Origin of the sequence: Antarcticibacterium sp. 1MA-6-2 (assembly GCF_021535135.1) — a bacterium.
In the GTDB taxonomy this organism is placed as follows: Bacteria; Bacteroidota; Bacteroidia; order Flavobacteriales; family Flavobacteriaceae; genus Gillisia.
The window spans coordinates 2,232,620-2,244,250 of record NZ_CP091036.1 but is presented as its reverse complement, the minus strand read 5'-3'; the positions used below and the strand labels follow the sequence as shown (position 1 = coordinate 2,244,250).

The 11,631-nt window shown below is 36.9% G+C and carries 7 protein-coding genes, 1 tRNA gene and 4 pseudogenes; 9 read left to right on the top strand and 3 right to left on the bottom strand.

All coding sequences use genetic code 11. The annotated features are described in order from the left end of the window. The 6 genes and pseudogenes from ftsA to LZ575_RS11375 all read left to right on the top strand — a co-directional run bounded on the left by ftsA (window position 1) and on the right by LZ575_RS11375 (window position 6,808). Window positions 1-1,351, top strand: a pseudogene (gene ftsA / locus LZ575_RS11400) (cell division protein FtsA). Between the two features lie 26 nt (window positions 1,352-1,377). Next, window positions 1,378-3,354, top strand: a pseudogene (gene ftsZ / locus LZ575_RS11395) (cell division protein FtsZ). Between the two features lie 90 nt (window positions 3,355-3,444). Then, window positions 3,445-3,895: pseudogene (locus LZ575_RS11390) on the top strand (GatB/YqeY domain-containing protein). 50 nt (window positions 3,896-3,945) lie between these two features. Then, window positions 3,946-4,022, top strand: a tRNA-Arg gene (locus tag LZ575_RS11385). A 228-nt stretch (window positions 4,023-4,250) separates the two neighbouring features. Then, window positions 4,251-5,504 (top strand): site-specific integrase, encoded by a 1,254-nt coding sequence (locus LZ575_RS11380; protein WP_235324712.1) that lies wholly within the window; start codon window positions 4,251-4,253, stop codon window positions 5,502-5,504. Window positions 5,505-5,705: 201 nt separating this feature from the next. Further along, window positions 5,706-6,808 (top strand): annotated as a pseudogene (locus LZ575_RS11375) (IS3 family transposase). A gap of 118 nt (window positions 6,809-6,926) precedes the next feature. Here the strand turns inward: LZ575_RS11375 and LZ575_RS11370 are convergent. From LZ575_RS11370 to LZ575_RS11360, 3 genes are all read right to left on the bottom strand, one after another. Then, on the bottom strand, window positions 6,927-7,547 hold the full coding sequence (locus LZ575_RS11370; RefSeq protein WP_235324711.1) for an MAE_28990/MAE_18760 family HEPN-like nuclease: 621 nt from the start codon (window positions 7,545-7,547) through the stop codon (window positions 6,927-6,929). Between the two features lie 11 nt (window positions 7,548-7,558). Continuing rightward, on the bottom strand, window positions 7,559-8,611 hold the full coding sequence (locus LZ575_RS11365) for a DUF262 domain-containing protein (protein WP_235324709.1): 1,053 nt from the start codon (window positions 8,609-8,611) through the stop codon (window positions 7,559-7,561). Between the two features lie 83 nt (window positions 8,612-8,694). Beyond that, on the bottom strand, window positions 8,695-9,111 hold the full coding sequence (locus LZ575_RS11360; RefSeq protein ID WP_235324707.1) for a helix-turn-helix domain-containing protein: 417 nt from the start codon (window positions 9,109-9,111) through the stop codon (window positions 8,695-8,697). A gap of 148 nt (window positions 9,112-9,259) precedes the next feature. Between LZ575_RS11360 and LZ575_RS11355 the strand changes: the two genes are divergently transcribed. Genes LZ575_RS11355 through LZ575_RS11345 form a run of 3 tightly spaced genes read left to right on the top strand, consistent with a single transcriptional unit; the run spans window position 9,260 to window position 10,869 of the window. Next, the gene (locus LZ575_RS11355; protein ID WP_235324705.1) at window positions 9,260-10,174 is read left to right on the top strand and encodes a hypothetical protein; all 915 of its coding nucleotides are present in this window, start codon (window positions 9,260-9,262) and stop codon (window positions 10,172-10,174) included. After that, window positions 10,140-10,547, top strand: a complete 408-nt coding sequence (locus LZ575_RS11350) for a hypothetical protein (protein WP_235324704.1) — start codon at window positions 10,140-10,142, stop codon at window positions 10,545-10,547. Before LZ575_RS11355 ends, LZ575_RS11350 begins: the two co-directional genes overlap by 35 nt. Continuing rightward, window positions 10,531-10,869, top strand: a complete 339-nt coding sequence (locus LZ575_RS11345) for a hypothetical protein (protein WP_235324703.1) — start codon at window positions 10,531-10,533, stop codon at window positions 10,867-10,869. The genes LZ575_RS11350 and LZ575_RS11345 overlap by 17 nt, the downstream gene beginning before the upstream one ends. Window positions 10,870-11,631: the final 762 nt, after the last annotated feature.

Below are 11,631 nucleotides of genomic sequence, written 5' to 3'. Positions count from 1 at the left end.
ATGGAAGAGAACGACATTGCAGTAGGTCTTGATATTGGAACCACAAAGATTGTGGCCATGATCGGGCGCAAGAATGAATACGGGAAGGTGGAGATCATAGGGATAGGAAAGTCAAAAAGTATGGGTGTGCACCGGGGAGTGGTGAACAACATCACCCAGACTATACAATCCATTCAACTGGCAATACAGGAAGCAGAAGCAGATTCAGGTTTAAAAATACAGGATGTGGTGGTTGGGATCGCTAAGCCAGCACATAAGAAGTTTACAACACAGCGATTATATTACCAGGCCAAACCCGGATGAAGTAATTGATAATGATGATATACATACACTGTGCAACCAGGTTCATAAACTTGTGATGCTTCCAGGGGAAGAAATAATACATGTGCTTCCACAGGAATTTAAGGTAGATGGTCAGGCAGAAATAAAAGAGCCTATTGGTATGTACGGGGGTAGACTGGAAGCCAATTTTCACGTGGTAGTGGGACAGGTTTCCTCAATCAGGAACATTGGCCGCTGTGTAAAAAGTGCAGGATTGGAACTTTCAGCAGTAACTCTGGAACCATTGGCTTCAGCAAATGCAGTTTTAAGTCAGGAAGAAAAAGAAGCGGGAGTAGCCTTAATTGATATAGGAGGTGGAACTACAGATCTTGCCATCTTTAAAGATGGAATCATCCGCCATACCGCAGTAATACCATTTGGTGGAAACGTAATTACTGAAGATATAAAAGAAGGTTGCTCGATCATTGAAAAGCAGGCCGAACTACTGAAAATAAAATTTGGATCGGCGTGGCCGGGTGAAAACAAGGATAACGAAATAGTTTCCATTCCCGGATTAAGGGGGAGAGAACCAAAAGAAATTACTCTTAAAAATCTTTCCAAGATCATACATGCACGTGTTGTGGAGATTATCGATCAGGTTTACCTGGAGATAAAAAATTACGGACACGAAGAGCAGAAAAAGAAATTAATAGCAGGAATGGTTATCACAGGTGGTGGAGCCCAGTTAAAGCATCTAAAGCAGTTGGCTGAATATATCACCGGAATGGATACCCGCATAGGTTATCCCAACGAGCACCTGGCGGGGAATAGTGATACTGAAACCACCAGCCCGCTTTACGCAACGGCAGTTGGATTAGTATTAAACAGCCTGGAGCAAAAAAATGCACGATTCCAGGAGCAGGTGAACTTAAAAGAACCGGAACAACCAAGGGTTGAGGAGAAAATACAGGAAAACGATTTTGAAGGGGAAGAGGAAGATAATACTCCCATCCCGGAAAAAAGAGCAAGGAAAAGCATCTTTGACAAATGGGCAGAGAAGTTTAAAGATTTTTTAGATAACGCAGAATAGAGTAGAGAACCAGTAAAACAGGATTTATGAGCAGTACAGATTTCGAAAACATTTCATTCGATTTACCCAAAAACCAATCGAACGTAATTAAGGTTATTGGTGTAGGTGGTGGAGGAAGCAATGCGATCAACCATATGTTTCAACAAGGAATTAAAGGGGTTGATTTTGTTATTTGCAACACCGATTCGCAGGCCCTGGAAAACAGTACGGTACCCAATAAAATTCAGCTAGGGGTTAGCCTGACAGAAGGATTAGGAGCTAGGTGCGAATCCGCAAATTGGAGAACAGGCAGCAGTAGAGAGTTTTGAGGAGATAAAGCGAATGCTTGATACCAACACAAAAATGATTTTCATTACTGCAGGAATGGGAGGTGGTAAAGGTACAGGGGCTGCGCCAATTATTGCCAAGCAGGCTAAGGAAATGGATATACTTACCGTAGGTATAGTTACCATTCCTTTTCAATTTGAAGGAAAAATGAGAAACGAGCAGGCACAACTTGGAGTTGAGAAACTTCGAAGCCATGTGGATTCTCTTATTGTAATAAATAATAACAAGCTTAGAGAAGTTTATGGAAATCTTGGTTTTAAGGCAGGATTTTCCAAGGCAGATGAGGTATTGGCAACAGCTTCCAGGGGTATTGCTGAGGTTATTACCCATCACTATACGCAAAACATCGATTTACGTGATGCCAAAACTGTATTGAGCAATAGTGGTACAGCTATAATGGGATCTGCAACTGCATCTGGTGCAAACCGTGCTCAGGATGCGATTACAAAAGCGCTCGATTCCCCATTGCTTAATGATAACAAGATCAAAGGAGCTAAGAACGTATTACTGCTTATCGTTTCCGGTTCAGAAGAAATTACAATTGATGAGATTGGAGAAATTAACGATCACATCCAGAATGAGGCTTAGCCACAGTGCTAATATTATTATGGGTGTTGGGGAAGATGATAAACTCGACGATGCAATAGCAGTTACAATAATTGCGATCTAGTTTTAATGTGGAAACACAAAATGAGATTGTAAATACAGAAACTAAAAAGATCATCCATACTCTGGAAGATGAGCAAAGAGCTGAGCACAATTTTACAACTGCAAAGTTTGACAATGGCAGACAAATTTCTGATGAACCACATTCAGAAACAGAATCCCCAAAAATTTTCCATTCTTTGGATGAAGAGGTAGAGGAGGTTAACACTCCTAGAATAAAAGATAATTTAAGTACTCCTCCAAGCGTACGAAATATGAACGTGATCTATGAGGAGGTTAAATATGCTCAGGAAAACTTTATTATTACTGATACTTCAGATGAAACAAAGGATTTAGAAGTTAATGAAGCTGAAGAAATTTCGGGAATACCGGAAGAGCAATTCATGTTTACTTTTGATTTTCCTATCAGCAATAATAAAAAAGAAGAAAAGAAAGCCCCGGTTCAGAACCAAATTCAGCAAACTCAAAGGTCTTCTGAAGATTCAGCAGCAAAAAAGGTGGTTCACAATCTTAGTGAGCAAACCAGAGATATGGAGGTGAATGAGCCTATTGAAATTATCCCGGTGACCGAAAGTTCTGCGACAGGTATAAAACGCTATAGCCTTGATGATTATATGGAGGTGGAGCAAATGCTGAAGAAATCCAGGCCTACTCAAAAGAAAACCGAAGAGGATGAAGTAGTTTTTGAAAAGAAAACTGTGGCGCCACAACCAGAAAAACCCGCACAACGGGATGAGAATGATCCTTTTGATAATCCAATTTCTGAAAGCCTAATTGCAAGAGCTGCAGACAGAAGAGCAAAAATGAAAGAATTTAATTATAAATTCAGGAGTAATGCTGCTCACATTGATGAAATAGAAAGACAGCCAGCCTATAAGCGCCAGGGAATTGATCTTGACAGCTCAAGACATGGAGAAGAAAAACTTTCCAGGACAAGCCTGGGGAATGGCGATAAAGATGAATTGAGGTTTAGGAGTAATAATTCATTTTTGCACGATAATGTAGATTAACCTATTAAGTGAACACTTTATAAAACCTGAAATTCTTTATAGGATTTCAGGTTTTCTTTTTATATTCGCAGTCCTTAATTAAATAAGAAAATGAGTCTACAAGAGCGTGTAATGACCGAAATGAAAGCAGCTATGCGAGCCAAAGATGCTAACAAACTGGAGGCACTACGAGCTATTAAAAGTCAGATTTTGTTGTCTCAAACAGAGAGTTCTGCTAAAGAAGGTTTAACTGAGGAAGAAGAATTAAAATTGCTTCAGAAACTTGTTAAGCAAAGAAGAGACAGTGCCGCAATTTACAGGGAACAGGGAAGAGAAGATCTTGCCCAGCCCGAAATTGACCAGGCAGCTGTAATAAGCATGTTTTTACCTGAGCAGTTAACCGATGAGGAAATAGAGGCAAAAGTAGATGAGATTATTGCAGAGACAGGTGCTGAAGGAATGAAGGATATGGGAAAAGTGATGGGTAAAGCATCTGCAGACCTTGCTAAGTAAGGCAGATGGCAAAACCATTTCGATGATCGTAAAGAAGAAATTGAGTTAATAATGGAATAGACCGCACAGGTTTTAAAAACCTGTGAGGTCTGAAAACAAGGCCCCGTGGCGCAACTGAATAGCGCATCAGATTTCGGCTCTGAGGGTTGGGGGTTTGAATCCCTCCGGGGTCACCAAAGCTAATAACAATTAGCTGCAAAACCACGCAAATCTTAGGATTAGCGTGGTTTTCAAGTTTTTAGGAATACATTTAATTTGACACAATTTGAATTAAAATGTCACCTAAAAGACACCTTAATTTTTAAAAGGCACCTTAGGTGTCTTTTAGAGAATTTTATAGAAGGACTGTATAGTTGATTTGACTTTCATCTAATTATTAATTGTTTAATTAAAAGATGACAACTATGAATACGTCTAACACATTTTCAATTCTTTTTTTGGTAAACCCAAAAAAAGTATCAGGTAATCAGGTAATCATTTTTGCCAGGATTACCGTGAACAGCCAGAGAGCCATCATTAGTTTGAAAAGGAGAATTCCGCTGGAATTATGGGATTCTGCTAAAAAGAGGGCAAGAGGAAATTCTGCGGAAGCAAAGCAAGTAAACCAGTATTTGGATCTTGTCCATTCTAACTTGTTTCAATGTTACCAGGATCTACTATTTAAAAGAAAATTAATTACAGCCAAAGTAATAAAGGCGGCATATTTGGGAGATGATGAGACTTCCAAAACGCTGCAAAATTTGCTGGACTACCATTCCAGGAAAATAGCAAGCACTTTGGCTTCCGGAACCATTAGAAACTTCGGGATCACTGAAGGCTATGTTCAAAAATTTTTAAAGAAGGACAGGAAAACTTCAGATGTATATTTAAAAGATCTGGATTACAAGTTCCTCTGTGATTTTGAATATTTCCTTAGTACCTATTATCCTAATGGCCACCCCAGAGCCATGAGTCATAATACAGTTATGAAGCATATACAGCGCTTGAGAAAGGTGATTAGGCTTGCCTATAATATGGAATGGGTAGATAAAGATCCGTTCCGGCGTTGGAAAACCACCTTTGAAAAGAAAGAACGTGAATTTTTATCGGCCAATGAACTTTCAAATCTTGAAACCTATGAATTTCCACTAGATAGATTAGATCGCGTTCGAGATCTTTTCGTCTTTAGCTGCTACACAGGAATTAGCTATGTCGACGTAATGAAGTTGACAGAAGATAATATTTTAATGGGTATTGACGGGAATAATTGGATAGTAACAAAACGGCAGAAAACAAAAACTCCAATTAAAGTACCTTTACTTGATCCGGCACTCGATCTAATAAAAAAATACAGCCAGCATCCTATGACAATAATTAGTGGAAGTCTCCTTCCGATCATTACCAACGAAAAGCTGAATGTATATTTAAAGGAAGTTGCGATACTTTGCGGTATAAAAAAGAATCTAACCTATCATATGGCCAGACACACATTTGCAACAACCATTACTTTGAGTAACGGGGTACCTATAGAAACTGTTTCTAAGCTTTTAGGTCATACTAAAATTGCAACAACGCAAATATATGCCCGTGTCCTGGAAAACAAAGTGAGCAGGGATATGAATAATTTGAAGCTTGTTCTCGAACAGAATAAGGGAGTGAAAAAATTTCCTGATCAATAGTAAAAGAGAAAGATGATTTAAGTATGAAGAAGTTATTTGAGCTGGTATGGTTACTGCTTATTTCATAGGAACATCATATTACAGTTCGTGGGGAGGTAAGGATAAGATCTTGTATGCTTCCCTTAAAGCCGAACTGTTTAAAAGTAGAATAATTCTTAAATTTAAACAGTATGAAAAAAAAGTAAATTTTCCCCACAGCAGATTGCTAAGATCCTTAAGGAGTTTGATAATGGTAAAACTGCTCCTGAAATTAGCCGTGAATATGGTGTAAGTACTGCTGCTTTTTATAAATGGCGAGAACGCTTTAGCGGAATGAACGGTAAAGAACTTAAGCGGCTCAAGGAATTAGAGGAGGAAAATCACCGACTAAAGCAAATGTATGCCACTCTGTCCCTGGATCACGAGATGGCCAAAGAGATTATCGAAAAAAAGCTCTTAAGCCTTGCCGTAAGAGAACCATAGCTAAAGACCTTGCTCATTACGGCATAAGAAGGGCGTGCCGTGTCCTAAATTTGAGCAAGAGCGTGTTTTATTATTCACCTCTTCCTAAAGATGACAAACCTATAGAAGAAACCTTAAAGCAAAAGGCAGAAAAATATAGTGAAGAAGGCTTTTGAATGGCTTATGATCGGCTGCGCAAGGAAAGGAAGCCATGGAATCATAAAAGAGTTTATCGTGTATATAAGAACCTTGGTTTAAGCCTAAGACGCAAAAAGAAGAAAAGATTACCAGCAAGAGTGAAAGAACCCTTAGAAGTGCCTGAAACTCCCAACCATACCTGGAGCATGAATTTTGTAACAGATGTTCTGGATAACAAAAGAAGGTTTAGAGCCTTTACAATAATTGATGATTATAACCGGGAAGCTCTTCACATAGAAGTTGATTTCTCCTTGCCTAGCAATAGAGTGATTTGGGTGTTAAACCACCTCATTAACCGAAGAAAAAAACCTCAGAAAATAAGAATGGATAATGGTCCCGAGTTTGTAGCCAACATAGCTTCAGAATGGAGCCAGATGCACGGAATCGACTTCCAATATATCCAGCCAGGAAAACCTACACAGAATGCTTTTATTGAACGATTCAATGGAACCTACAGGAGAGGAGTCTTAAATAAATACATTTTTGAAGACCTGGACCAGGTAAGGGAACAAACCCAGGTATGGATGGATGATTATAATAATCAAAGACCTCATGATGCATTAGGTAAAATGGCCCCTATAGAATATGCAAAATATAATTCCCTTCTAAAAACCACAGATAAAACGAAAAACAATAATTTTATAAAATCAAGCAGTTCTAATTAGGGGAAGCTTACATTTTGTGTTATTAAAATACAAAATATATTTTATAAACTATCTTTAGAACAACCATTTATTTTATTGAATGTTTATTAATAAATGCAAATTAATCTAATGAAAAAAATCACTTCTTGTAAGTTTCTTCTTTTTCACATGATTCAACTCCAATAACAATATCCAGCATTAAATTTTCCACTAGAGAGACAAATTCTGTTAGGTGAGTCATATTCACTATAATGGAATTTTCACCATGGGCTATTTTATTTCTGAAGAGTAGAAGCTTATTTAAGCCATTATTATATTTATTGTCAACTTCTGAAATGCAATATCGTTCTAATATTCGATTCAAAACCTTCAGATTGACATTTGATTCTGTTGGTATTTGAGGCTTTAGTGTAATATTCTCCTGAAACAAAATGTCTAATGATTGGACAAGCTTCACTTTTTTTTCAAAATTTACCCTAGGATTATTGAATTCACATTCCGAATCAATATGGTGAGTAAGTAACGCATAGGAAATATTAGATCGATTTAATGAGAGGGTATTGAGATGGTTGGAATAAATCGTAAAACAATTCTTTACAAAACCTTCCCATATTGAGTAAATAGCTGGAATAGCATATTTAATATGTAAATCTTTATGATCCGGGCTAAAGCTATACCTTATAGGAATAGTTTTAAGAGTAGCCAATTCCGAGGTTCTCCAATCAATATCTGCCAGTATTTCTTTTATAAATCCTTTCATGAAACAGTACCTCACCCGAAAATTTCGTCCGCCACTTCAATTCTTTTTAAGATTCTAGATTTACTTGCAGAGGCAGATCCTGAAGCTTTTCTGAAGGAATCTGATTCTTTTAATTGGTTAACTTTATCTATAAGTTCATCAGTTCTAACTCCTTTGTACTTATCATAATATTTTGTTATGCCAATGGCGACACAGTCATATAAACTTGTTGAAAAAACATTATTTGCACCCCTAAATACTTCCTTTCCGACCGGATGAAGTAAGGCTACCATGTTTTCAAATTTCTCCTTAAGCTTTGGAATCCTATCAGCATCTGCAACTGTTTTTTTCATATAATTAGTCATGTGTTGTGATATGTTTTCTGAGAGTTCATCTTGTCCATCTGTTAAAGCACAAAAACGCAAAACTAATTCGTCCATATAAAGTTGTTCAAGTTGCCTCTCTGTGGGCTGAATAAGTTGTACAAACTTATCATGCTCAGCACAATTCCGGAGAAATATATTGAACTCCTTTGATACCCCTCTAAATATAGCGTTCCTTATCTCTTGATCCGTCAACTCAGAACCTCCCGTATTTAATCTGTTGAACAATTCATACCTCATGTCAAAACCACTATTCCATTTGATGATTTCAATTCGACATGTTGCTCGTTTAATGTTTAACTGAAATTTTAAGGGCAGGTCTTTTGAAGCAAGATTTTCTAGTTCTTCAGTTAAATCACCTTTACACATTACCCAATTATTTTTGTCCTGGGTATTTTTTAGAATTCCGAAAAAAGAAAAGACAGTCGAAATCCTTTGAAGACCGTCTACAAGTTCCCATCTACCATTTTCGTCTTCTGCAACAAAAATAGGAGGAACAGGAATACCAATTAAGATAGACTCAAGAAACCTTGTTTTTTGATATGTATCCCATCGAAATAATCTCTGAAAGTCTGGATCAATAATAATTTCATCCCTTTCATACATACTCATAATTTCACCGAATGACATATCAAGTCGATCAGTATTGAGACTATTTCTTGTTTGTTGTAGTTTTTTTTCTAATTTTTCTATTTTATTCATGATATTATTAATTCATTTCCCTCGAAGATTTCTTATGTAAAAAATATCCCGCTCGGAAGGCGGGATTAATTCCAAAGATTTAATTATTTTTTTAACAACTTCTCCAAATATGCCACCTTATCCTTTTCAGCCTGAACCAGGCGCTCATAAAGCTTTTTGTTTTCTTCGTAAGCTTCCACCAGTTTATCAAGAGGATTGAAAGTTGGATAAATTCCTTGATTAAAGCTATTGCCTTGGGAGGCACTGTTATCATAAAAGTTATTGAAGTAATTTATCACGTGATCTTCGGAAAAGTTTTCAATCGCCTCTTTAGTAACTCCTAAAACCTTCGCTACTTTTTCAAGTTTTTCTTCTTCCAAAGTTTCACTTTGTTCCAAGTGGGAAACACTTTGCTGGCTAAGGCCTAACTCTTCGGCAAGAGTTTCTTGTTTCATCCCGCGTAATTCACGAATACGCGCAATCTTACGGCCGATGTGGTTTGTTTTGGTTGATGTTGTCATAATTCACAATATAATAGATTTCTTCTTCTAAACTTTTTTATATAACCCTAATGGGTAAAATACCAATGGAATGAGTATAATACAAAGCCTATTGGTAGGGTACGGCTCTGGTTGTTTTTACCTTCATTAAGAACTAAAAATCAACATCATGGAGGCATTAACAAATATAAGAGTTTCTTCTACTAGAATTTCAAACACTGCAAAGACTATTCAACAAGTTTTTAACGAAGTTGTGCAAATTCTATTAAAGCACCTGGAATTAGAAGCTGCCTACTGCTTTGGCTTTCAATCTGAAGAAAATTTGAAACACAATATACTTATAGATAAAACTGGACAAAAAGAGCAACATTGGCAATTAAGCCTTCTGCTTATTGGCACCAATTTCCCTCCCAACGCTACAGCAAATCTCGCTGATATTGTTTCTAAACAATTTAAAGGAGAGATTAATCTGGGTTTATTATGCTACAGTCCTAAACAAATAGCTCTCTCTAATAATGAACATCAGCATCTTTTCCAAAAAATAATTAGGTCGGGTTGGTTGATCTATGGCATACCCTTCGAAATAGCTAAGTTGAAGTTAGACAACCTTCCTGACCTTAATTATAAAGGCATCATCAGGTACTGCGAAAATCGATTGATGATTTCCGAAAGCCTGTTGAGCAATGCTACTCAATTTCTGGACCAGCCTCTAACCGCTGCTTTTCTTCTTCGTAACAGTATTGAACAGCTTTCCTTAGCGATTCTATATTCTTTTATTCATTACCACCCCAACCAATTTCATATTTTTTATCTCCTACAGCTATGTCAAAGCTGTTGCCATCATCAGGAAATTACTTGGCCAATTGAATTATTCCAGGATCAAAGACTAAAAGAATTACTTAAAACAAGTGCCAGTGATTTACGGTTTCGTAGTACCGATATTTTCACAAAGGAAGATGTACAATACTTACATCACTGTTGCTTGTCTTTTAAAAAGAAGGTGGAACCTCTACTTCAGAAACAATTATTACAATTAAAATCTAAATCAGATGAAAAAGAAATTGAAGAAGAGGGAGAAGTATAAGGCTATAATATCCTTACTGGAGAATCGTAAGGATGGGCTCCAGCCTATTCCTGAATGCAGGAAAAACCTAAAGAAAGTCAGCCTTACCGTAGAAGATCACGCGGATTACATGATGCGAATCTCAGCCTTATTAGAAGTATGTGTTATAGCTTTAGACGGGCAGGGTAGTTTTAGTTCAAAAAGTCTCTCCCATATTACAGGAGAAGCCAGTATTGGTCTTGTATTGGAAATGGTAATTGATCTGCTCCCTTATGATCAAATGAATTATATGGATCGTATTGAAGAAATTATCGATAAGGAGAAACAGGAAACCCAAAAAACTAATGACATTTCAAGAATTACTAAACTTGGACACAATGAAAAAAAAGGATAAAAATGATCTCGCCAGATTAAGGAGGCTCGCGCCAAATTTATTTCGCACCCTTAGAGAAGATGAAGAAAGAGAAAGATCGTACAGAGCCCAAATTGAATTTACCAGTTATGTGGAGCTTATCTCTACAATCTCTGATTTACTGAAACTGTGTATTACAGAAGCTTGTTATGATGCTGAAGGCGCGTCTCCTTACATAAAGCGACCCCTTAATATCCAAGGTGTACTGGAATTGATTTTGCAATTACTCCCAGTAGACGAAGCAGAATTACTGGATGAAATAAGACCATTTTTAAAGCAAAAAGAAAAAAATAGTACTACCTAAGATTCTGGATGAGATTCAAATATGAAGTTTTGTGGTTAATAGATAAATGGGCTAGAGCTTTCAAAAAATTCCGCTTACTTAAACCATTTACTTTTTTTATCTGGTGCATTTTCCTTTGATTATTACAAGAAGAAATTTTTAGCAATCCCCCGAGATGAAAAATAAGGATCTCTTTTTGTTTCATTTCCACTTACTTCTTTCAGAGCTGTATGCATTACCTTTTGATGTAGCCTTACATTTTAGAATTTGAAATTAGGAAAGGCCTTATAAAAAGCAAAGCGGCTTTATGCAGGCCGCTAATTTCAAATTCTGTTTCTTTCTTCTGAAAATGAGAATATTATTTTTGGTTCCGAACTAGGGGACTTGAGACAAAAAAGATCTTCAAACATTTCTTCTATATAAAATCATGATCTTTTTTGACTCGTGTTTAAGATTTTGGACGAACCTCTTTTCCTGAAATGTAGCGTTTGCTGAATGAAAGGAAATGTGGTGAGGACCAACTTAAATTCCATTTTAAGTGACTTTTGACGCAAAAAATTCCCTATTTACAAGGGTTTCCAAAGGTTTTGACGCAAATTTAATAAAAAATTATTGTAAATAAATTCTTATATTATTGTGAATCAGGGAAATATGAAAACGTAACTGGGCTCTGCCCGTTACCCTCTTGCTATTCCTTTTTGTCCCGCACGACGGGACAAAATTTCAACCTTTCCGAAGGTATTCAAGGAGAAGTTATGCGTTCCTTTCAAGGAAAATTTTAAG

What these genes read in the sequence shown, in the direction of transcription:
- LZ575_RS11380 (WP_235324712.1), top strand. Translation starts at nt 4,251, where the DNA reads ATGAATACGTCTAACACATTTTCAATTCTTTTTTTGGTAAACCCAAAA.
- LZ575_RS11355 (WP_235324705.1), top strand. Translation starts at nt 9,260, where the DNA reads ATGGAGGCATTAACAAATATAAGAGTTTCTTCTACTAGAATTTCAAAC.
- LZ575_RS11365 (WP_235324709.1), bottom strand. Translation starts at nt 8,611, where the DNA reads ATGAATAAAATAGAAAAATTAGAAAAAAAACTACAACAAACAAGAAAT.
- LZ575_RS11370 (WP_235324711.1), bottom strand. Translation starts at nt 7,547, where the DNA reads ATGAAAGGATTTATAAAAGAAATACTGGCAGATATTGATTGGAGAACC.
- LZ575_RS11350 (WP_235324704.1), top strand. Translation starts at nt 10,140, where the DNA reads ATGAAAAAGAAATTGAAGAAGAGGGAGAAGTATAAGGCTATAATATCC.
- LZ575_RS11345 (WP_235324703.1), top strand. Translation starts at nt 10,531, where the DNA reads ATGAAAAAAAAGGATAAAAATGATCTCGCCAGATTAAGGAGGCTCGCG.
- LZ575_RS11360 (WP_235324707.1), bottom strand. Translation starts at nt 9,111, where the DNA reads ATGACAACATCAACCAAAACAAACCACATCGGCCGTAAGATTGCGCGT.